This window comes from Sulfurimonas sp. (assembly GCF_041583195.1).
Classification (GTDB): domain Bacteria; phylum Campylobacterota; class Campylobacteria; order Campylobacterales; family Sulfurimonadaceae; genus Sulfurimonas.
Map to the genome: position 1 here is coordinate 187,607 of NZ_JBFHGL010000002.1, position 21,042 is coordinate 208,648.

Genomic DNA, 21,042 nt, shown 5'->3' on the forward strand with positions numbered 1-21,042 from the left:
AAGTATGGTAACAGTTCAAAATCTAACAAAACGTTTTGGAAACAGAGTTTTGTTTCAAGAGATAAACCTAAAACTTGACCGTCATAAGCGTTACGGTCTTATCGGTGCTAATGGTGCCGGAAAAACTACATTTTTAAAAATCTTAAGTGGACAAGAGACTGAGTATGAGGGTGAAGTGATCATCCCTAAAGCTAACAAAGTCGGTGTACTTGGGCAAAACCAGTTTGCATTTGAAGACTACACTATTATGGATGCAGTACTTTATGGTAACAAAAGACTTTACGATGCAGTAAAAGAGAAAGAAGATCTTTATGCAAACGGTGACTTTGAAGATGATGCTGTAAACAACCGTTTAGCAGAACTTGAAGTTATCTCAGTTGAAGAAGATCCAACTTATGAGTACGAAGTAAACATCGGTAAAATTTTAGAGAACGTTGGTATCCCTGCAAGTGATCACTACAACCTTATGAGTTCTCTGGATTCAGCTGATAAATTCAAGGTATTACTTGCACAAGTACTTTTCCCAAAACCAGATGTACTTTTCCTGGATGAGCCTACGAATAACCTTGATATCCAAACTATCTCTTGGCTAGAGGATGAACTGCAACGCCATGAAGGTACTATGGTTGTTATCTCTCACGATAGACACTTTTTAAATGCAGTTGTTACAAATATCTTAGATGTTGATTACCAAAAAATCCGTGAATTCACTGGTAACTACGATGACTGGTATATCGCTGCAAACGTAATTGCAAAACAACAAGAACTTGACAATGCTAAAAAAGAGAAAGAAAAAGAGCAACTTGAAGCTTTCGTTCGCAGATTCAGCGCTAATGCATCTAAAGCTAAACAAGCAACTTCAAGACAAAAACAACTTGATAAACTTCAAATTGATGACATCAAACCATCATCTCGCCGTGACCCTTCAATAGTTTTCAAAGCTAATCGTGTAATGGGTGATGAAGCTTTAGAGATCCACAATATCTCTCACTCTTACGGGGACAACCAAGTATTAAACAACATCACTTTAAAATTTGAGCCTGATGAAAAAGTTGCACTAATCGGTGGAAACGGTGTTGGTAAAACAACTCTTTTAAAAATAATTATGGAAGAGATGAAACCTGTTTCAGGTGAAGTTAAATGGGGTGCTACAATTGAGCCTGGTTACTTCCCTCAAGATACAGCTGACATCATAGAGGGTGAAGGTACACTTTATGACTGGTTACGCGCGTTTGATCCTAAGCGTGATATTGCTGAGATCCGTAACTGTCTTGGTCGTATGCTTTTCAACGGTGAACAGCAGGAAAAATCTGTAGTTAGTATCTCTGGTGGGGAAAAACACCGTATGATGCTTTCAAAACTAATGCTAGAGGGTGGAAACTTCTTAGTTCTGGATGAGCCTTCTAACCACCTTGACCTTGAGGCTATCGTTGCACTTGGTGAAGCTCTACACGAGTTCAAAGGTAATGTTATCTGTGTATCTCATGACCGTGAGTTACTAGATGCTTATGCTACTCGTGTTATTGAGATTCAAGAAGACGGTACTGTGATCGACTTCAAAGGTACATACGAAGAGTTTGCAGAAGCTAAGGCTGAGGGTAAACTATAAATTTTCAGAACCAAAGAGCTAAATTCTTTAGCTCTTTTACCTACTATAACTTAAAACAACATTTTTTATTTTTAAATATTTTAGAAAAATTCAAGTTTTGTTTTATATAATGCTCACATAACTCTATAATAGGAAAAATGAAATTGATAAAATATTTTAGAAATAAATTAAATTCATTTTCAATAGAACTTAAAGCTATTAATAATATTTTTGAAGTCTCTTTTTTTAAATTCATATTTTCTGACTTAGCATTTACTGTTCTTCCATTGTTAATTATAGTTTTTATATCTTTTGCAATGAACGATAATAAAATAGAATTGTTATCTAGTCCTGAATTGTCATTTGCTTCTATCGTATTATATGGAATTACAGTTACCCATTTTATTGAATTAAAAACAAAGTACCAATCTGATTTTTCTTATAAATTAGAAGTTGGAAGTAGATTATTTATCATACTACTCATATTTTCTGTATTAACCTTATCATTATCTGTATTAGTAAAATATGAAGTTGATATCAATAAACAATTTGTATATACAACACAGATATCTCTTTTTATTTTTTCAATTTTTTCTGTATTTGTAAGTCACTTTGCAAAAGAAAGAATTAACTATGATAAGCAATTAATATCAAAAGTTAGCAAAGATAAGTACTATAAATTTATTTTAGATAGTGCTGATAGAGCAAAAAAAGAAACTTTATATATAGAATATGCTTTAAGAAAAAAAAATAATAAACTTCTTTTTTCTGAAGATAAAGATTTTGACATTATAGAAAATAATAAAATTAAAGAGCTAGAAGATAGTATTAAAAATATCGAATTAAATATCAAAAAACTGCAAGTAAATCTTAAAACTTTAAAGAACTAATATTTTTAATATATTAATCATAATTATCTATAATTCCCAAAATTATTTTAGGTAATATTATGAAAACAATCATTTTAACATTATTATTTTTAGCCGTATCCGCTATGGGTGCTGAACATAAAGTCGTTTTTTCTTTAACTACTTCAAAAGAAAATGTTTTACAAGAACAACTAATAAAACAAGTAGCATTATTAAATAAGCACTATTTAGAGCAAGGTGATTCTCTAAAAGTAGCTGTTGTAATTTACGGTGGTGCTTACAACTTTTTCCTAAAATCTTCAAATCCTACACTAAAAAATCAACTACAAAACTTGCATGAAAAATATAACGTAGCTTTTGATATGTGCGGCATGGGTATGAAAAAAAGAGGTATTACAAATTCAATGATCTACAACTTCGTAAACCCGGCTTTTAATAAAAACGTAGCTCTAATAAAGTGGCAAAACAAAGGATATGCATATATCGAAATAGAATAACTCTTCTTCTCTTTTACTTTAACGAACAAAACTTGCATATAAAAACTATATGATTACACAACCCCTATATTGCCATAGTTGCAAAGAAAACTATAATGTTCGCAAAGAAGATCTAGAACTGATGCAAAAGCACAATAACGACTTTGATGAAAAAGGTTACACAGGCGGTTGTTTTTTCAAAAATTTAGGTCAGCTAAAACGCTCACTTAATCAAAAGGAACAAGATGATCATAGATGTAAATGTTAGTGAATGCGATGAATCTTTCGTAGAGGATCTTGAAGATATTATAGAAGACACGATGGTACAAATGTTTGTTCTTCATCCAAAAGATGTAGATTCACTAGAAAATGTTCAGGAACTGGCAAATGAGCATAACACTATCTTTTATACAACACCTGCTGATCTTTCAGATCAAGCCGATACAAATTGTGTCGGTATTTGTATATCTAAAACTGATGATCTAGCTAGTATAGATGATCGTGTAGTTTTTGTAGATGAAGCTAAACTTGATGACACACTTTACAATGAGTTAAAAAACCACAAAGGGATCATACTAAACGCTACAAAAAGCCACGATGAGTTAGAGAACTTTTTTGTAAGTATCGGTCCTGGATGTGTTGAAGAATTTGACAAAGATATTCTAAAAAATATCCCTATGGAGAAGATGGTACTTCAAAGTAACTATCCAAAGCATGGCTTTAACGATATCTATACAAGTATGGAGACAATTTCAGAAGCTACATTAAGAGCTGAGATGAGTATAGCTGCTGAAGCTACGAAAAATACTATGAAACTATTTGCAATGAGAAGACTGTAGTATAAGTTTATGGATGAAGAGTATATAATTTTCAACCTTACTCTTGGTGTTCGTGATTTTGTCACGATCGGAGAGATTGACGAGCATAACACTAATGCCTGGTTGGAAGAGCCTTATGACATGGTTGGACCGTTTAGTTTGGATGAACTTTATACAAACGGTCAGATCAGCTTCGCAGCTTGTATTGTCATGTCTAGAGAAAGATGGAAAAAGGAACGTATATTCTTACAACAAGAGGCTTTTAGAAAACAACAAAGAGCTCAACAGGAGCACTTTGAAAATATACGCCGCTACAACAGAAAAAAAGCTCAAAATGATGATATAGAACATCGCGAACTATTATGTTTACCTGCAAATGGAGAACTTAAAGTTTCTCAAATCAAAGCAGCGTATAGAAAAATAATTAAAAAAGTCCATCCTGATGTAGGTGGAAGTCATGAAAAATTTATTCAGATTACTGAGGCGCGTGATACTTTACTTGAAAAATGGGATTAGGTATAATTTGTAAAAACAAGGTATACAATGAGACTTTGGTCAATATCTCCATCTTATTTAGATTCAAAAGGTTTAGTAGCATTATGGAGAGAAGGATTACTTGCTCAAAATGTACTGCATGAAAAAACAAAAGGGTATAAAAACCATCCACAGCTAATACGTTTTAAAAACACAAAATTTCCTCAAGTAAATATAGCCGATTATCTTCACTCTGTTGTGGATGAAGCAGATACAAGAGGCTACAACTTCAATAGAGACAAAATACTAAACTGTGCCGGACAATGTTCCCGTATAGAGGTAACTGACGGACAGATAGAATACGAATTTAACCATCTGCTTAACAAATTAAAAATCCGCGATCCAAAAAGATATGAAGAATTAAAATCTATTAAAGATATAAAATTACATCCTATGTTTTTAAGAACAGAAGGCGATGTTGAGGAATGGGAAGTCATAAACTAACCGTTTCATCTAAACATAATTCCCCTTTTGTTACAATTCCAAAAATAAAACACAAAGAATAAATGATGGCAAAATACAAAAACTATATCGGCTTAGGTATTGCAGGAAACTTTGCACTGCACTTAGATCAAGCTGGTGAAGCAGAAGATTTTAAAGATATTATTACAGCAGATGAAGCAGCTCCTAAGGGGATGTTTCCTTTTTACCTGCCAAAACCGGTAGAAGCTGCAAAAAATATATTAAACACTTACCCGCTAGATGCGGAGTATATAAAACTACCTGCAGAAGATGTAAATGTTCAAGCAGAACCTGAAGTTGGACTTGTATGTGAACTTGAGTATACAGGCGATAAACTCTCTAGCATTAAACCAACTCACTTTGGAGCATATAACGATTGCTCTATTCGTGTTAAAGGTGCTTCAAAAATCAGCGATAAAAAGAACTGGGGTGAATCTTCTAAAGGTTTATCAAACACTCTTTTTGAGATAGACAAATTTGAAGAGGGTGGAGTTATGGACAAGTTCTCTATAGCTTCTTTTTTACGTCGTGATAATCAAGTTCATCCTTACGGTGAAGATGTTGAGCTAAATGGCTACAGCTACTTCTATTCTAAACTTACAGACTGGATGGTAAACCAGATAGATACGCAAGAAGACTTTGGACCATTAGAGAACCTGATCTCTTATATTTCAGAATGTGAACACCCAACTAAAGCAATAATCTCAATCGGTGCTACACGTTATACTGAGTATGGGGAAACTACATTTTTAAAATCAAATGACGAAGTGATTATAGTAGTTTACAACAACGAACAGTTATCAAAGATAGATGTTTTAGAAGCTGTAGCTAACAACACCTTTGATGATTCAAAAATGAGTGTTTTAAAACAAAAAGTTCTTTAATATGTCTCGTGGGAAAAAACTAGATCTTTTTATCGGTGCTGAGTTTGATGATGGCTGGTCAGAAGTAGAAACTCCTAGAAAATCAAAAGTGGCTAACGATATACTAGAGCCCTCTAAGCACCAATTATTTTTCTCCAAAGAGAAACGCCGCGGAAAAGTGGTAACTCTTGTGGGTGAGTTTTTTATCTCAAAAGAAGATGCGACAAACACGCTTAAAACTCTTAAAAAGAAACTTGGCTGCGGTGGAAGTTTTAAAGATGGTTTTATGGAGTTTCAGGGAGATATAAAAGAGAAAGTTCGTCCCCTTTTAATCGATTCAGGCTACAAGTTCAAACCTAAACATTAATTACAAGTAATTGTTTCTTCCGGTTTAGCTAGAAAGTATCCTTGAGAACGCTCTATATTTAGTTCTTTTACTTTTTTATATACTTCTTCACTATGAACATACTCTGCTATAACTACAATGTTAAGCTTTTTAGCAAAGCTTACTATTGTCTCAACTACGATCTGAGCATTTCTATCAACATCTAAGTTCTTTATCAAAGAACCATCGATTTTAATATAGTCTATATTCAATTGAAGCAAGTATTCAAAGTTAGAGTATCCGGAACCAAAATCGTCAATAGCTATTCTACACCCTAATGATTTCATTTCATCAATAAAAGAAGAAACCTCTTCATAGTTTTCAATACCCTCTGTTTCAAGGATTTCAAAAACAATTTTTTTACTAACATTATACTTTTGCATATTGTATATAATATATTCAACTATCTCTTCATTTAAAACATCTTCAACCGATAAATTAATAGAAAAATCACAATCTAAATGTTCGAAAAACTTGCAACTTTTCTCGATCATTATTTTGGTCAACTTTGCATAAAGCTTACTCTTTTTTGCAATTGTTAAAAAATGATATGGAGTTATAATATTATTTTCTTTATCAATTAAACGAATCAAACACTCAGAACTTTTTAACTCGTTTGTTTTATTATCATAAATTCCTTGGTAAAAAGGAATAATCCTATCATGTTCTATAGCCCAATTAAGTTTTTTAGTCCACTCGATGTTATTTTTATATTGTTGTTCTACGTTTAAAGTTTCATCATATAGTAAAAACTCTTTCCCTTGTTTTCTAGCAGATTTTAGTGCAATATCAGCTTTTTCTAAAGCTTCTTGAATTTGAAATGTAGCTCCAATACTTACTCTTAAAGTTAACTCATTATCTTCATGATAAAATATCATTTTTTCAATATCTTTTATAAATGTTACAGCAAATTGAATAAACTTATCTTTAGATGGCTTTTTTGTAAAAAACAGAGCAAATTCATCACCTGATAAATGGATAAGTGTAATATTTTGCTCTTTTATGATCATATTTGATAGTCTTTTTGAAAATGCTATTAGAATATCATCACCCACTGCTTGTCCAAAGAAATCATTAATCTCTTTAAAGTCATCGATGTTAACTATTAATAAAGCCCCATCATTATAGTCATTTATATCACGTAATAGGCTTATTCTGTTTGGTAGTCCTGTCAGAGCATTTGTATAAAGCTGTTTACGCAACTCTAATGTCTTTTCATCTACCTTTTCTTCAAGATATTTATTAATATTTTTCTGTTGCTCTGAATATTTTATTATACTTTGCTGCATATTATTTAATGCATTTGAAATAAATCCAATCTCATTATTCTGATTTTTAAATGGTATACTTAAGTTTTTATCTGGAGAATAATTTTTTAATAAGTCTGCAATTCTCCGCAAAGGAGAAAGTAATTTTTTAATATATAAACCAAATAGCAAGAAAAAAACTCCAAATAAAACAAGAACTTGCATTAAAAGTTTTGTATACTTATCAACAAGTTCTTTATAGTTTTTACTAGAGTATATAAGAATTAATTTTCCAATCTTTTTTTCAGAGTTTGGCTGAAAAATAGGCTCTTCAACAATAAACGAATCATCTACATTATTTTCAAACTCTTTTGATTTTCTCTCATTTATAAGCATTTCACCTTGTAATACTTTTATAGATAGAATATTTGGATTAGCCAAAAGTTGCTTAGTAACTTGTTCAATTTTATCATTTAAATTTAAATAGATATTCAAAGCTATTAATGGTTCAATAGTGCTAAGTACTAATTTTGCTTTTTGAGTTTCAATACTATAGAAAGCTTCTTTATTTATTTTTTCAAAAACATTAAAAATCAGTAATATTGAGGTTAAAGTCACAACTGCTATTAAAAAAACTATTTTACTAGAAAGTGAATTTATCTTTTTTCTCATCCTACATCTTTATAATAAATTTATTTATAACTACCCAACATATCATTAGTTATATTAGCATAAATATTTTTCAAACTTACACTATTGTAGTGCATCTTTTTTTGAAATAATTTATCACGTTTATATGCATAATCATTTTCAATAAACCTAACCATCTGTAGTAGAGCATCGACAAACTCTATTTTATTTGTATATAAATTCTCTTTTTTCAGATATATTACTGTTGATTTTTCAATTACCAAAGAGAACATTAAACCCTTATTTAGATTATTTATATCGTATGAAAAAGAGATGATCCCTTTAAAGTTTGCAATATTAGCTATATCTTCAATATGATCTTGCAGGTTAAGTACATAAATGGCAGAAGCTTCCGTCTGTTCTGAAAAATTTGAAAAATCGACTAAGTTAATTTTATAATCATATGTATCTAAACGTCCTTGAAAATTACTATTTATAAACTCTTTAATAGATTTAGCAGTAACGTAGTCTGTTTTATCGTAAATTATTGTATATACTATTTTGCCATCTATAAGTTTTTCATCTATTTTTTTATCTAAAGTTATTATTTTAGGAAAAATAGAAGCTTGTGCTTTAAGTAGTAAATCATCATAGTTATATCCAAAAGCCAGGTTTATAAAAATCAAACTAAGAAAGAGTATTTTTTTCATTTAAAACTCCTTCTTTAAAGTTATAAGGAAGTTTCTACCCTCTTGGAGGTAATCTTCCGTATAAGTTTTTGGTGCTGAAGGATATTTTACTTTAGCATCAAAAATATTTTTGGCACTTAACGTAACATCATAATCATACTCTCGGTTTTTATACTTTAGAGTAGTATCTAATGTAGAATAATCATCTACTTTATTACGTGTATCACCTAAAATTCTATCTTTTGAGCTAACATACTTTGCAACACCGCTTAACGATATGGTGCTAGTTAGATTATAAATATAATATCCCTTAGCTAAGTGGTGTGCTACATTAGTTAAGTCTGTATTAACACCTGTACTTTTTATTTTAGAATCGCCTGTAACATAAGAGTAGTTTAAATACAACTTATCCGATGAAAAGATATGCCCTGAATACTCAAGTTCTAAACCGTATAGATCAGTATCTAATACATTTTTGTATAAAGGATCTGTAGCTGAATTATATATTTGATCTTTGTTTTTTAGATAAAAAAGATTTGTTTGAAGATATGTATCACTTGTAAGTTTTCTAATATATGCTAATTCAAATGCATCAACTTTTTCAGGTTCAAGATTGGTACTACCGACTCTTGCCGCATTGTTTGCCGTAAACATCTCCTGCCATGATGGATTTCTGTGTGCACGAGAATAAATTGCTTTATATATATTTTCTAAATTATGTTGATATACCATAGATATTCTTGGTTCAAACCCTGCATCTTTAAGTGATGTTTGTTCATAGTTAAAACCATATATAAAACTTAGTTTATCGCTGTATTTGAATTCATCTTGCAATGAAAATATATATGTATCGCGTTTTGCATATTTATCAAAAAACGGAAAAGTATTGGTATAGTCTACAAGTGCTGCATCACCTGTCGCCCAGTTTGAAAGTTTTGAGACCATATCTATAGTTTTTTCTTGGAGTATACGGTACCCTGTAGTGATAACATGGTTGTCAAAACCGTTATATTTAAGATAAGTGGATTGATAAAGTGTTCTTTGTGCAGCTTTATGCTCTCCGTATAATCCATCTGAAAATGTTACATTGGTTATAGTACCATCTAAGTTGAATTGGTAATAGTCCATAAAGTCTACACCATTTGGATTAAGTTTAGCTTTTGAGTCAAATGCATCGTATTTAGTACCTAGTTTAATATCTATGACTAAGTCGTCAATAGAGTTGTTGTAGCCAAGTTCCAAATACCCATTTGGAAGTTTTAGTCTATCGGTATCTAAAGGTAATGCAAGGTTAATTCCGTAAGAACTCCCTTGAGTATGATCCAGCATTCTTCCTTTTAAAGTAAAATTGTAGTACTTTACGTCAATACCTAAAGAATAATCTTTGAACCAAACTGGAGCATCTCCGGTTTGAGATATGTCTGTATTGTCGTAAAGCCCTGGTATACTCATAGAACCCTGAGAAAACCCATCTGGACCGGCATAAAGTTTTTTGTTGTCTTCTTGGTAGTAAAAGTCTATAGTAGCATCAAAATTTTCAGTTTTAAATTTTTTTACAAAACCACCCATTCTATAATCATAAGAACCGTATTTAAAAAGAAGTTTATCGTTTGACTCAAAATCTTTAAAATCTTCTGCATAAGTTATAATGTTTATAGAACCTGCATATGCATTTACTCCATTTGTTTTACTTCCAGGTCCTCTAGTGATCTCTATTCGTTTAATCATCTCAATAGGCATGCCTAAATACTCCGAGTATGAGTCAAAAAAGAGATTGTTTACTAGTACATCATCAATGAAAAGTTTTGTTTGACCGTATGCTTGAGGATTTGAACCGCGAAATATAGAAGTTTGGTTATTAAAGTTATCGGTAGTTATATCTACTCCGGGAACAAGTTGAAGTGCTTCTTTAAGATTAGAAACCCCTAAAGTTTCTAACTCTTTGCCTTTAAATACAGATATGATATACGGCTGATAGTGCTCATTTTGTTTTGTAATTGTAGCAACTGTGTTAAATCTATCCAAATCTTTAGAAATGGAAGCCAACATATCAGAGCTTTTTGCATCTAAGCTTGTAAAACTTACAAATAAAAATAACATAATATTAAAAATATATTTTCTCTCCACAGCACACTCCAGTTATATATTGTTCACTTTATCACAAAAGATCTATATAATTACTTAAAAACAGCTTGCGCCTCTGCATAACCCATCTCGAACAATTTATCAAAGTTTTTGAAAGAGAAGATCGAATAGTTGATGATCTCATCGTCAGATATGTAATAATCATACTCATCTTTTTGACTAAAAGCCGTAATAAATAATCTAATAGCAATAACCTTTTTTAAATAACTCATAAGTTTTTTTCGGCTTGGTTTTTTAACTATAGGATTCAAATTTACGCCTACTAATGGTTGAGAGTATTTTTTTAAAGGCTCATACGGCATATGGTTAAAAAAACCTCCATCAACCAATACCCTGCCAGAATAATCAACAGGTTTAAAAACAGGTACCAATGCAGATGAAGCCCTGCATATAGTTTTTAAATCACCTCTGTCAAAACAGATCTCTTCTGCACTCTGCAAATCTAATGCAGTTATATATACTGGTATATTAAGCTCTTCTATCTTTTCTTTTTTGATCAGCTGCTCTATGCTTTTTGAATCCATATCTACTTTAAACAAAGACTCTTTAAACCAGGCAAAAGAGAATATTTTTTTTGTAGATTTTTGCTTAAATATCTCCAACTGTTCTTTTGGTGACACACCTGATGCATAACTTGCAGCTATAATAGCACCTATAGATGTAGCACATATAGCTTTTACTTTTATATTATGATCATCTAGATACTGTAAAACACCAAGATGAAATGCACCTCTGGCTCCACCGCCTGACAATGCTAAAACTATTTCCCTTGTATCTCCAACCAATTTATCACCTCAAAACTTCCATCATAATTTTCAACTACACAACTGCAAGACTCTACCCAGTCACCACAATTTAAATACTCTATATTACCTATACTTTTTGCTTCAGCCTTATGGATGTGCCCACATATAACACCATTATAACCTTTTTTTTCAGCATGTGTAGACAAGATTCCTTCAAAATCTGTTATGAAAGAAACCGAACTTTTTATATTGTCTTTTACATACTTTGAAAGAGACCAATACTTCTTAACACCAACTATTTTCCTTATCTTTTGAAGATAATGGTTTATAAAAAGAACAAAGTCGTAACCTACATCTCCTAAAATAGCAAGCCATTTTTTTGTCATAGTTATACTATCAAAAAAATCACCGTGAGTGATCAGATACTTTTTTCCACTGAGTGAGATATATTCACACTCATTTTCAATGTATAGGTTATCACCCATTATAAGTGGAGTAAAGGGTCTTAAAAACTCATCGTGATTACCAGTCACAAGATATACATTTGTCCCTTTTCTTGCTTTTCTAAGTACCTTTTGAATTACGTCAGAGTGAGACTGTTCCCATTTAAACTTTCTTTTAATAGCCCAACCGTCTATAATATCACCGACAAGATACAGGTTGTCGGATTCCGTATCTTTTAAGAAGTCTAAAAATTGTTCTGCTTGGGAAAAACGAGTGCCTAAGTGGAGATCTGATACAAAGATTGATTTATATTTCATAAGTGACATATTATGTTCACCTGATTACAAACTTGTAACTAATTGATTACAAATCTATTACGAATTTTTCCATTCATCTAGTAAAGAGAGTTTATCTTTATCCAGCAACCTGTTTTTTTCATCCAATATACCAATCTTTTTAAGCTTTTTAAGTACACGTGATATTGTCTCTGGTGCCATGTTAAGCAACTGTGCGATCTCTTTATTTTTTAATGCTTGAAAAATAGCAGGATTATCTTCTAAGAGTGAACATACTTTTAGAGTCGCATCGAAAACAAGATTTCTATTTATGGTCTGTTCAAGATTTTTAATTTTTTTAGTTAGTGATCTGATAAAGCCGATGGAAAAACTACTATTTTCGTTTATTAGGTTTAAAAATTCATCTATCTTAATAAGTGCTACGACAGTATCATCTTTCATAACTATCGCTGAAGCAGGAAAGTTTATTTGTTCAAATGCAGTCATTTCTGCTACAAGACAGGGCTTAGTAAAATGATGAAGAACTATTTCATTATCTTTTATACCCATTTTATAAAGTTTAAGCTGCCCTGATAACAGTGCATATATGTAGTTTGGTTTATCACCTTCATAAAAAAGCATATTATCTTTTTTTAGATGTTTAATCGTAGCAATGTCAGCTACTTTTTCCAATAGTTCATCACTTAAAGATACAAAAACATCTACAGACTTTAATAATTCTTTTTTCATTTAAAAATTATATCAGTAAATTGATCTATATCAATTTTTTATATCTGTATTTTAGATAAACTTTTTCCAATTTTTTTAGGAGCTATTTTATGAAATTAATAAATTTAGATACATTACCTCAAGTTGCTATGGAGTTTATGAACGATGTTCATGAGGAAGATGTAAATATAATAAATGATCTTTATGAATTTATAACTGAATATGAGAGCAATCCAACTCAAGAGCATGAAAAAAATATAACAAATAAATATCAAGAATGGTTTGATCATACTGTTGCACACTTTAAAAGAGAAGAAGAGAAGATGATTGAATTGCATTTTCCACCATACCCTGTACATAAAGGTGAACATGACAATGCACTTCACACTATGGATACTATATTTAGGGACTGGAATTCATCCAAAGATATTGCTGCTTTAAAAGAGTATTTAGAAAATCAGCTACCTGAATGGTTAGTACATCACATACAAACTATGGATACAGTAACAGCAATGTTTTTTAAAACTGGTCTTAGTCCATGTTCTGCACATTAATTTTAAAATTTGTCATACCTTAACAAAGTTTAGTTATAATTTTTCAAAAATCAGGGATTATAACTATGAACTTTATCAAAAAAATATTTTATCCAATCGGTGCAACTTTAAAATATATACAAGAGCATTTCAAAGCGATGCTTTTTTTACTTATTTTATTTTTGATATTTGCACCTTCTGAAGATGCTAAACTAAGTACTGTAAATCTTCAAGAGATCAAACTAGTAGGTCCTATTTTTGATGCAACAGACATAGTTCAAAAAATAGATAAAGCGGCAGATGATGAAAACATTAAAGGTGTACTTTTAGATGTAAACTCTCCAGGCGGTGCAGTAGCTCCATCGATCGAGATAGCATATGCTATAAAACGCTTAAAAGAGATAAAACCTGTTGTTGTATATGCAAGCGGCACTATTGCTAGCGGTAGCTACTATGCAAGTATCTGGGCTAATGAGATTGTTGTAAACCCTGGTAGTATGGTAGGCAGCATCGGTGTAGTTATGCAAGGTGCTGATGTAAGCGAGCTTATGGGTAAAATAGGTGTTAAAACTCAAAGCGTTCAAGCAGGTAAGTATAAAAAAGTTGGTACAGGTGATCGTGCTTGGAAAGACTATGAGGTAAAAGAATTAAATAAAGTGATCAGTGGTACTTACGATATGTTCACAAAAGATGTAGCAGATGCAAGAGAGTTAGACTATAACAAAAGAGAAAATTATGCGGATGCACATATATTTACAGCAAGTCAAGCTAAAGATGTAGGTCTTGTTGATTCACTTGGCGTTAAATACAATGCTAAAAAAAGGGTTGAACTTTTAAGCAAAGTAGCGTTTCCTGAATGGAGTAAAGAAGACAAGTTTGATAAGCTTATGAAAAAACTTGCGGCTGAGACTTCATCTTCTATTCATACATATTTTCCGGAGTTAACTCTTAGATAAAACCTTTGCGCTGAGCACGGTTTTATCGCTCATAAGTTCAAATTCATCACTTACATTTAACTCATCTATATCTATAACTTTTTTATCTTTAGATATTTGAGCAAACCCTTTTTTTGATTTGTATTTAGGATTGTTTGCTTCTAAATTTTTCATAGCATTACTAAGCTCATTTTGTTTTGTTTTTAAAATAGAGTTTATTGCATTTGGATACTGTGAAAATGTCTGCTGTAAATCTCTTTGATGTGTTTGTATTTTAAAAGTTATAGCTTGAAAAAAGTTCTCTTTTAGACTCTTAATCTCTTCAAGTTTCTGAGTTAGTTTATTCTCGATGGAATTTTGTTTATATGCTTGATGTAGGTGGTTTAGTTCTTGTTTTTTATTATATATTTTTTGCTCTAGAGTTTGTGTAAATTGATTTGAGATACTATCTAAATATTGATAAAGTTCATTTTCATCAGGCAAGATCATCTGCATCGCAGCACTAGGTGTAGGTGCTCTTAGATCAGCTACAAAATCACTGATAACAGTATCTATCTCATGCCCTACTGCACTAACGACCGGGATAACTGAAGCGAATATCGCATCTGCTACTATCTCTTCATTAAAAGCCCACAAATCTTCTACGCTTCCTCCACCACGACCGACTATTAAAATATCATAATCTTTTTTATTCGCTTGTGATATTGCATTTGCTATTGATGAAGCAGCCATATCACCTTGAACAAGTACGTCATATACATCAACTTCAATATCTCTGTATCTGTGGTTTGCTACTCTTAACATATCCTGCAGGGCTGCACCTGTTGCAGAAGTTACAAGGGCTAGTTTTTTTGGAAATTTCGGAAGTTGTTTTTTTATCTCAGGATTAAAATAACCTTTCTCTTGAAGCTTTCGTTTCAACTGCTCGTAAGCCAGTGCTAAAGCACCTTGACCTGCAGGCTCTATGCTAAAACAGTTAACCTGATAGGACCCGCGAGGTGTATAAACACTAACAGCTCCATCAAGTACGACTTTCATCCCCTCTTCGAGCTGAAACTTCAGCCTTGATGCATTTCCTCTAAACATAACGCAAGAGATAGCCGATGAATTATCCTTTAAAGTGAAGTATATATGCCCAGAGTTATGAAAAGTTATACGTGAAAGTTCCCCTTCAACGAGAACACGTGTAAAACTGGTTTCAAGTAAAGATTTGATCTGTTCATTTAATGCCGACACACTTAAAGTATTCATCTACACTCCTAATATTTATGTGATTATAACATCTATGATTGTAAATATTGCAATATGTCATATTTTTAAAAGTAAATCGTTTTGCGTAGTATAATTTTTCAAATATTATTTACTGGACAAATTATTATGGCTAAGAAAAAAGTACTATTTGAGTGTCAGCATTGTGGAATGACAACTCCCAAGTGGATGGGAAAATGTACAAACTGTGGAGCTTGGGATTCTTTTATTGAGTTAAACGAGCATCAGCAAGAAGTTATAAAACAAACTAAATCTTCATCTAGTCAAGGTGCTAAAGCCGTATCGATCAACCAAATAAAAGAAGAAGAGATCTACAGATTCTCTTCAAGCGATCCTGAACTTGACACTGTTCTTGGAGGTGGTATAGTTCCGGGTTCACTAACTCTAATCGGTGGAAGCCCCGGTGTTGGTAAATCAACTCTTTTATTAAAGGTAGGAGGGCTAATCTCATCGGGTGGAAGAGATGTACTTTATGTAAGCGGTGAGGAGTCAAGTTCTCAGATAAAACTACGTGCTAACCGTCTTGGAGCGAATCAAGACAACCTTTACCTGCTTAGCGAGATAAGACTTGAGCAAGTTCTTTTAGAATTAGAGCATCATAATTACGACTTTTTAATTATAGACTCGATCCAAACACTTTACTCTGAAAATATCACTTCAGCCCCTGGTTCTGTAACACAGGTTAGACAAATTACATTTGAGCTTATGCGCATAGCAAAAGAAAAAAACTTAGCAATCTTTATAATAGGTCACATAACTAAAGAGGGTTCAATAGCAGGTCCTAGAGTGCTTGAACACATGGTTGACACTGTACTGTACTTTGAAGGTGATTCTTCTCAGGAACTTAGAATTCTAAGAGGATTTAAAAACCGTTTCGGTCCAACTAGTGAGATCGGTGTATTTGAGATGCGTAGTGATGGACTTGTATCTGCAACAGATATAGCATCAAGATTTTTCAACCGTGATTCTAATCAGGCTGGCTCAGCTCTTACCGTTGTAATGGAGGGAAGCCGCCCGATCATACTTGAAGTTCAGGCACTTGTGAGTGAGAGCCATACTCCAAACTCAAAAAGACAGGCTACCGGTTTTGATAACAACCGTTTAAATATGCTTCTCGCACTTTTAGAAAGAAAATTGGAGATCCCTTTATCTGGATACGATGTATATATTAACGTAACAGGCGGAATTAAGATCAACGAGACTTCAGCTGATCTTGCAATATTGGCTGCAATAATATCTAGTTTTAGAGACCGTGCTATTTCAAAAGAGACTATCTTTTTAGGTGAGGTTTCACTTGTAGGGGATGTTCGTGAAGTGTTTGGACTTGATGCAAGACTTAAAGAGGCTCAAATGCAAAATATAAACAAGGTGCTTCTTTCTAAAAAACCGTTAGAGAAAACGAATATGAAAACATTCATAGTCGATGAAGTAACAAAACTGCTGGAATGGTACTAAATTAACAAATAATTTACCTTATATTTATCATTAAAAATGTTATAATCAATAAATTTTTACAAGGTTTTTAAATGATAGATGCAGAATTCAGAAGTGAAGAAAGATTTTCAAAGTTATCAATAGCTTATGAAGGCAAAGATGAGGGACGACTTGTATGTTCAACTATAGATAGAATTACTTCAAAGTACGAAATAAAACCTGAAACATATACTTGTAATATCTCACATGGTAGAGAAGTAGTAGTTGTTGAATACCACGATGATATCGATCGTGAATCTGGTCAAATTTTTGAAGAAATTATGAAAGAGTTAAACATTACTAGTTGTGATTAATCTACAAGAATATGCCCAGGGCAATAAACTTTTTAGATCCTATTTTAAAAAGAACCAAGAGTCTTTACTAGAACTGGTAAAGAGCGGTCAATCTCCAAAAGCACTTTTTATAGGTTGTTCCGACTCAAGAGTTATCCCTGATATGATGGTTCAATCAGCGCCTGGGGATCTTTTTGTTATTAGAAATGTCGGAAATTTTGTTCCACCTTATAAACCAGATGAAGACTTTCATGCAACGGCATCTGGTATAGAATACGCTGTTAGTGTTTTAAAAGTTCAAGAGATAATTATTTGCGGTCATACACACTGTGGAGCTTGTGCTTCTTTATATGAGGAGATAGAAGATCCATCTCTTGTTCATACTAAAAAATGGCTGGAACTTGGTCAAAGTGCAAAAAAATCTGCTATCTTAAGTCTAGGTTCTGATGCAAATAGAGAGGAATTACTAAGGCTTACGGAAAAATTGTCGATAATAAAACAAATAGAAAATATTCTTACGTATCCTATTGTAAAAAAACGCTTTGAAAACGGCGATTTATCAATACATGGATGGTGTTATGATATAGCTACTGGAAAAATAGAGTATTATAACGCTGATACTTATGAGTTTTTGCCACTTAAAAGTTTGATACAAAGTGAACTTAAAATATAAAATAAATTAAAAGGATAGTTATGGCTGAAGAAGAAACTAAAGAGGAAGAACAACAAAGCGAAAAAAAATCTAGTAATATGCTGATGATCATTATCATCGCAGTTTTAGTATTAATCATTATCATAGGTGCTATTTTAGCTGTTGTCTTGATGGGTTCTGATGAAGAGCAAGTTGTGAAACAGGCTCCACAAAGTCAAGAAAGAGTATCTCCAACTAGAACAAAACGTCCATCTGCGGCTCTTGAAGATTCAAGAAGACTTAGTGAAATAGGTATACTTTATCCACTGGATACATTTACTGTTAACCTAAAAAGTGATTCTGGTAGAAGATATTTAAAAGCTACTCTTAGCCTTGAGTTAAGCGGTGAAGAACTAAGCTTGGAGCTAGATGCAAAAGCACCTGTAATTAGAGATAGAGTAATCAGAATATTAACATCTAAAACTCTTGAAGAGATATCTTCGAAAAAAGGAAAACAAAAAGTTTCTGATCAGATAATAGACACTTTAAATGCAATCGTTTCTGATGGCAGTATCCAAGGTATCTATTTTACTGAATTCGTTATCCAATAACTTATTTTTTATCACTATCAGTTGATTGATTAAACTCTTTAACTTTTAGTGATAAATCTCTCAACTTTTCTGTAACAAGTCCATCAATATAACTTGCTTCTTTTCCTGTTAATATCGATATACCTTCATCTATAGATTCCACTGCATATATCTCAAACCTTTTATCTTCTACCGCTTTTAAAACTTCCTCTTTTAACATAAGATGTTTTACGTTTGCTTTTGGAATTATAACTGCGTATGATGCTTTTGAATCCTTTCTCATACATATGTCAAAAAAGCCCTCTATCTTTTCATTAACTCCACCTATAGGTTGAATCTCTCCAAATTGATTTACAGAGCCGGTTACAGCTATATTTTGCTTTATAGGAAGTTCTGAGAGTGATGAAAGCAGAGCATAAAGTTCAGTTGACGATGCACTGTCTCCATCTACATGTCCGTATGACTGCTCAAATACTAAAGAAGCATTTAGACTAAAAGGTATATCTTTAGCGTATTTTGAACCTAAGTATGATGATAAGATCATTACACCTTTGGAGTGTATAGGTCCACCTAATTCGACTTTTTTTTCTATGTCTATTATCTCACCTTTTCCTATTCTTGTCGTTGCCGTAATCCTAGAAGGTGATCCGAAGTTATGTCCTCCGACAGATATATAACTGAGTGCATTTATCTGCCCTACTCTGCTTCCACTAAGGTCTATCATTATAGTACCTTCATCTATCATGTCGTAGAGCTTAGTTTGTATTCTGTTTATTCTTTGTATTTGAGAATAGAGTGCCTTTTCAATATCTGCTTTCTCTATAGCTGAATGGTTTTGTTCTTTTGAATAGTAATCTGCCTCTTTTAAAAGATCTGAGAGTGTACGAAGATGAGTTGAGAGTTTTAAAGAGTGAGATATATTTCTAGAACTCTCCTCAATTACTCTTGCAACTGCATCGGGAGTAAGTGGAAGCAGTTTATCTTGTTTTGAGATGGTTCCTATCATCTGTGCATATAGTTGAATATTCTCATCGTTTCTTGGAACATCCTCTTCAAAATCTGCACTAACTTTAAACAGCTCCTTAAAATCAGGATCATACTCATACAGTAAATAATAAAGCATTCTCTCACCTACGATTACTACTTTAACATCGATAGGTATCGGTTCAGGTTCTAATGATGTTGTTGCGATTAAAGAGTATTGTTGTGCCAACGATTCTATACGTATCTCTTTTGATCGAAGTACCCTCTTTAATTCTTCGTATGCAAAAGGCTGAGTCAACAGTTTTCTCGCATCTAAAATAAGATAACCACCATTTGCTTTATGAAGAGCTCCAGGTTTTATCATACTAAAGTTTGTAATTAAACTACCCATTTGTGACATATGTTCAATCTTACCTATCAGATTGTGCTGAGTCGGGTTATCTTCGTAAATAACAGGGGCATTTACACTATCAGTATGTGCTATAAAAAGATTTACCTGATATTTTTCATAAGACGGAGTATAATAATCTTTCATAAATCCCGGTATATTCATGTTGTCAGGCTTCAATAAAAAATCTTGAGTGTTTTTAATTACGTCTTTTTGAAGTTCATCCAAATATTCTACTATCTTTTTATTCTCTTCATATTTTTGTTTTACTTCATCTATCAATGAACCTACAGCTTGTTCTGCTACTTTTTTATCGTACTCTTTTAACTCGGTTTGCTGTTCTTTACTTAGCTGGCTTACTTTTCTAAGTTCATCTTTTACTATCTGTTCAAATTCGCCCATTCTCTTTTGGATCTGTTTTTTCTTATTGTCATCTATATTGTTAAACTCTTCAGGGGATAAAATCTTTCCATCAACTATTGGTACGAATGTTACACGACTCGTATTAGTTGCATTCATTGAAACTTCATACTCTTTTGCTTTATCTTGAAGATATAGAAATATTTCAGACTGCTTTTCTAAATATTTTTTATTTATAGCCTCTATGTCGTTTCTATAATCATTGGAATCAAAACTCGAAGGTAAAATTGCTTTGATTAGCTCTATAAGTTCATCTATATCTTTTTTAAATTCTTGAGCATTACCTGCTTCTAATTTTATAGCTATCGGTTTTTGGTAGTTTTCAAAATTATTTACATAACACCAGTCACTAATGTTGTTTTCTTTTTTCGCTTTGGCTTCTAAAAAACTTGTAACCATGGAATGTTTTCCACTTCCTGATGGTCCCATTATAAAAAGGTTAAAACCTTCTTGTTTTATATTTGTACCAAATTTAACAGCTTCAACTGCACTTGATTGACCAATAGGCTGGTTAAGCAGTTCTAAATCATCTGTAGTTTTAAAACTGAATATCGAGCTATCACACTTGTTATATAGCTCTTTAACGTCTAGAGGATTAAGCATAAAATTCCTTTTTTCCCTACATT

Annotated in this window: 23 protein-coding genes; 15 read left to right on the plus strand and 8 right to left on the minus strand. The window is 32.3% G+C overall.

Features of this window, described 5'->3' with window-relative positions; translation table 11 throughout:
* Positions 1–4: 4 nt before the first annotated feature.
* The 9 genes from ABZA65_RS02740 (at position 5) to ABZA65_RS02780 (ending at position 5,977) form a co-directional block, all read left to right on the plus strand.
* On the plus strand, positions 5–1,609 hold the full coding sequence (locus tag ABZA65_RS02740; RefSeq protein ID WP_373070343.1) for an ABC-F family ATP-binding cassette domain-containing protein: 1,605 nt from the start codon (positions 5–7) through the stop codon (positions 1,607–1,609).
* 143 nt (positions 1,610–1,752) lie between these two features.
* Complete coding sequence (locus ABZA65_RS02745; RefSeq protein ID WP_373070345.1) at positions 1,753–2,478, plus strand: hypothetical protein; 726 nt, start codon at positions 1,753–1,755, stop codon at positions 2,476–2,478.
* A 59-nt stretch (positions 2,479–2,537) separates the two neighbouring features.
* On the plus strand, positions 2,538–2,954 hold the full coding sequence (locus ABZA65_RS02750; protein WP_373070347.1) for a DsrE family protein: 417 nt from the start codon (positions 2,538–2,540) through the stop codon (positions 2,952–2,954).
* Positions 2,955–3,003: 49 nt separating this feature from the next.
* A complete protein-coding gene (locus ABZA65_RS02755) occupies positions 3,004–3,201 on the plus strand; it encodes a hypothetical protein (RefSeq protein WP_373070349.1) in 198 nt (65 codons plus the stop codon).
* Positions 3,179–3,772 (plus strand): hypothetical protein, encoded by a 594-nt coding sequence (locus ABZA65_RS02760; RefSeq protein WP_373070351.1) that lies wholly within the window; start codon positions 3,179–3,181, stop codon positions 3,770–3,772. The genes ABZA65_RS02755 and ABZA65_RS02760 overlap by 23 nt, the downstream gene beginning before the upstream one ends.
* A gap of 9 nt (positions 3,773–3,781) precedes the next feature.
* The gene (locus ABZA65_RS02765; protein ID WP_373070353.1) at positions 3,782–4,267 is read left to right on the plus strand and encodes a J domain-containing protein; all 486 of its coding nucleotides are present in this window, start codon (positions 3,782–3,784) and stop codon (positions 4,265–4,267) included.
* Between the two features lie 27 nt (positions 4,268–4,294).
* Positions 4,295–4,729, plus strand: coding sequence for a pyrimidine dimer DNA glycosylase/endonuclease V (locus ABZA65_RS02770; protein ID WP_373070355.1), 435 nt, complete (start codon positions 4,295–4,297; stop codon positions 4,727–4,729).
* A gap of 65 nt (positions 4,730–4,794) precedes the next feature.
* Complete coding sequence (locus ABZA65_RS02775; RefSeq protein ID WP_373070357.1) at positions 4,795–5,631, plus strand: DUF5718 family protein; 837 nt, start codon at positions 4,795–4,797, stop codon at positions 5,629–5,631.
* 1 nt (position 5,632) lies between these two features.
* Complete coding sequence (locus ABZA65_RS02780) at positions 5,633–5,977, plus strand: translation initiation factor (protein WP_373070359.1); 345 nt, start codon at positions 5,633–5,635, stop codon at positions 5,975–5,977.
* Here ABZA65_RS02780 and ABZA65_RS02785 read toward each other — a convergent pair.
* The 6 genes from ABZA65_RS02785 to ABZA65_RS02810 all read right to left on the minus strand — a co-directional run bounded on the left by ABZA65_RS02785 (position 5,974) and on the right by ABZA65_RS02810 (position 12,921).
* Positions 5,974–7,914 (minus strand): EAL domain-containing protein, encoded by a 1,941-nt coding sequence (locus tag ABZA65_RS02785; protein ID WP_373070361.1) that lies wholly within the window; start codon positions 7,912–7,914, stop codon positions 5,974–5,976. The genes ABZA65_RS02780 and ABZA65_RS02785 overlap by 4 nt on opposite strands.
* 20 nt (positions 7,915–7,934) lie before the next feature.
* Positions 7,935–8,582 carry a hypothetical protein gene (locus ABZA65_RS02790; RefSeq protein WP_373070363.1) on the minus strand — a complete coding sequence of 216 codons (648 nt, stop codon included), beginning with the start codon at positions 8,580–8,582 and terminating at the stop codon, positions 7,935–7,937.
* Entirely contained in the window at positions 8,583–10,661 is a 2,079-nt protein-coding gene (locus tag ABZA65_RS02795; protein WP_373070365.1) for a TonB-dependent receptor plug domain-containing protein, read from the minus strand.
* Positions 10,662–10,738: 77 nt separating this feature from the next.
* On the minus strand, positions 10,739–11,491 hold the full coding sequence (locus ABZA65_RS02800; protein ID WP_373070367.1) for a patatin-like phospholipase family protein: 753 nt from the start codon (positions 11,489–11,491) through the stop codon (positions 10,739–10,741).
* Positions 11,467–12,222 carry a UDP-2,3-diacylglucosamine diphosphatase gene (locus ABZA65_RS02805; protein WP_373070369.1) on the minus strand — a complete coding sequence of 252 codons (756 nt, stop codon included), beginning with the start codon at positions 12,220–12,222 and terminating at the stop codon, positions 11,467–11,469. The genes ABZA65_RS02800 and ABZA65_RS02805 overlap by 25 nt, the downstream gene beginning before the upstream one ends.
* Positions 12,223–12,270: 48 nt before the next feature.
* Positions 12,271–12,921 (minus strand): Crp/Fnr family transcriptional regulator, encoded by a 651-nt coding sequence (locus tag ABZA65_RS02810; RefSeq protein ID WP_373070371.1) that lies wholly within the window; start codon positions 12,919–12,921, stop codon positions 12,271–12,273.
* Between the two features lie 89 nt (positions 12,922–13,010).
* On the opposite strand from ABZA65_RS02810, the gene ABZA65_RS02815 reads away from it, so the two are divergent.
* On the plus strand, positions 13,011–13,454 hold the full coding sequence (locus ABZA65_RS02815; protein ID WP_373070373.1) for a hemerythrin family protein: 444 nt from the start codon (positions 13,011–13,013) through the stop codon (positions 13,452–13,454).
* A 65-nt stretch (positions 13,455–13,519) separates the two neighbouring features.
* Positions 13,520–14,389: a signal peptide peptidase SppA gene (gene sppA / locus ABZA65_RS02820; protein ID WP_373070375.1), complete on the plus strand. Its 870-nt coding sequence runs from the start codon at positions 13,520–13,522 to the stop codon at positions 14,387–14,389.
* Here sppA and xseA read toward each other — a convergent pair.
* Positions 14,375–15,619, minus strand: a complete 1,245-nt coding sequence (gene xseA / locus ABZA65_RS02825) for an exodeoxyribonuclease VII large subunit (protein ID WP_373070377.1) — start codon at positions 15,617–15,619, stop codon at positions 14,375–14,377. The two genes, sppA and xseA, sit on opposite strands and share 15 nt — an antisense overlap.
* Before the next feature lie 126 nt (positions 15,620–15,745).
* On the opposite strand from xseA, the gene radA reads away from it, so the two are divergent.
* The 4 genes from radA (at position 15,746) to fliL (ending at position 18,645) form a co-directional block, all read left to right on the plus strand.
* Entirely contained in the window at positions 15,746–17,092 is a 1,347-nt protein-coding gene (gene radA / locus ABZA65_RS02830) for a DNA repair protein RadA (protein WP_373070379.1), read from the plus strand.
* A 71-nt stretch (positions 17,093–17,163) separates the two neighbouring features.
* Complete coding sequence (locus ABZA65_RS02835; protein WP_373070381.1) at positions 17,164–17,424, plus strand: hypothetical protein; 261 nt, start codon at positions 17,164–17,166, stop codon at positions 17,422–17,424.
* Entirely contained in the window at positions 17,420–18,076 is a 657-nt protein-coding gene (locus ABZA65_RS02840) for a carbonic anhydrase (protein ID WP_373070642.1), read from the plus strand. Before ABZA65_RS02835 ends, ABZA65_RS02840 begins: the two co-directional genes overlap by 5 nt.
* Before the next feature lie 20 nt (positions 18,077–18,096).
* Positions 18,097–18,645, plus strand: a complete 549-nt coding sequence (gene fliL, locus ABZA65_RS02845) for a flagellar basal body-associated protein FliL (protein WP_373070383.1) — start codon at positions 18,097–18,099, stop codon at positions 18,643–18,645.
* A gap of 1 nt (position 18,646) precedes the next feature.
* Here the strand turns inward: fliL and ABZA65_RS02850 are convergent, their stop codons facing one another.
* The gene (locus tag ABZA65_RS02850; protein WP_373070385.1) at positions 18,647–21,019 is read right to left on the minus strand and encodes an AAA family ATPase; all 2,373 of its coding nucleotides are present in this window, start codon (positions 21,017–21,019) and stop codon (positions 18,647–18,649) included.
* Positions 21,020–21,042: the final 23 nt, after the last annotated feature.

Coding starts and splice junctions, on each gene's coding strand:
- ABZA65_RS02775 (WP_373070357.1), top strand. CDS start 4,795: ATGGCAAAATACAAAAACTATATCGGCTTAGGTATTGCAGGAAACTTT.
- ABZA65_RS02740 (WP_373070343.1), top strand. CDS start 5: ATGGTAACAGTTCAAAATCTAACAAAACGTTTTGGAAACAGAGTTTTG.
- ABZA65_RS02810 (WP_373070371.1), bottom strand. CDS start 12,921: ATGAAAAAAGAATTATTAAAGTCTGTAGATGTTTTTGTATCTTTAAGT.
- ABZA65_RS02815 (WP_373070373.1), top strand. CDS start 13,011: ATGAAATTAATAAATTTAGATACATTACCTCAAGTTGCTATGGAGTTT.
- ABZA65_RS02795 (WP_373070365.1), bottom strand. CDS start 10,661: ATGTTATTTTTATTTGTAAGTTTTACAAGCTTAGATGCAAAAAGCTCT.
- radA (WP_373070379.1), top strand. CDS start 15,746: ATGGCTAAGAAAAAAGTACTATTTGAGTGTCAGCATTGTGGAATGACA.
- xseA (WP_373070377.1), bottom strand. CDS start 15,619: ATGAATACTTTAAGTGTGTCGGCATTAAATGAACAGATCAAATCTTTA.
- ABZA65_RS02765 (WP_373070353.1), top strand. CDS start 3,782: ATGGATGAAGAGTATATAATTTTCAACCTTACTCTTGGTGTTCGTGAT.
- ABZA65_RS02750 (WP_373070347.1), top strand. CDS start 2,538: ATGAAAACAATCATTTTAACATTATTATTTTTAGCCGTATCCGCTATG.
- ABZA65_RS02850 (WP_373070385.1), bottom strand. CDS start 21,019: ATGCTTAATCCTCTAGACGTTAAAGAGCTATATAACAAGTGTGATAGC.
- ABZA65_RS02785 (WP_373070361.1), bottom strand. CDS start 7,914: ATGAGAAAAAAGATAAATTCACTTTCTAGTAAAATAGTTTTTTTAATA.
- ABZA65_RS02790 (WP_373070363.1), bottom strand. CDS start 8,582: ATGAAAAAAATACTCTTTCTTAGTTTGATTTTTATAAACCTGGCTTTT.
- fliL (WP_373070383.1), top strand. CDS start 18,097: ATGGCTGAAGAAGAAACTAAAGAGGAAGAACAACAAAGCGAAAAAAAA.
- ABZA65_RS02755 (WP_373070349.1), top strand. CDS start 3,004: ATGATTACACAACCCCTATATTGCCATAGTTGCAAAGAAAACTATAAT.
- ABZA65_RS02780 (WP_373070359.1), top strand. CDS start 5,633: ATGTCTCGTGGGAAAAAACTAGATCTTTTTATCGGTGCTGAGTTTGAT.
- ABZA65_RS02770 (WP_373070355.1), top strand. CDS start 4,295: ATGAGACTTTGGTCAATATCTCCATCTTATTTAGATTCAAAAGGTTTA.
- ABZA65_RS02805 (WP_373070369.1), bottom strand. CDS start 12,222: ATGTCACTTATGAAATATAAATCAATCTTTGTATCAGATCTCCACTTA.
- ABZA65_RS02760 (WP_373070351.1), top strand. CDS start 3,179: ATGATCATAGATGTAAATGTTAGTGAATGCGATGAATCTTTCGTAGAG.
- sppA (WP_373070375.1), top strand. CDS start 13,520: ATGAACTTTATCAAAAAAATATTTTATCCAATCGGTGCAACTTTAAAA.
- ABZA65_RS02835 (WP_373070381.1), top strand. CDS start 17,164: ATGATAGATGCAGAATTCAGAAGTGAAGAAAGATTTTCAAAGTTATCA.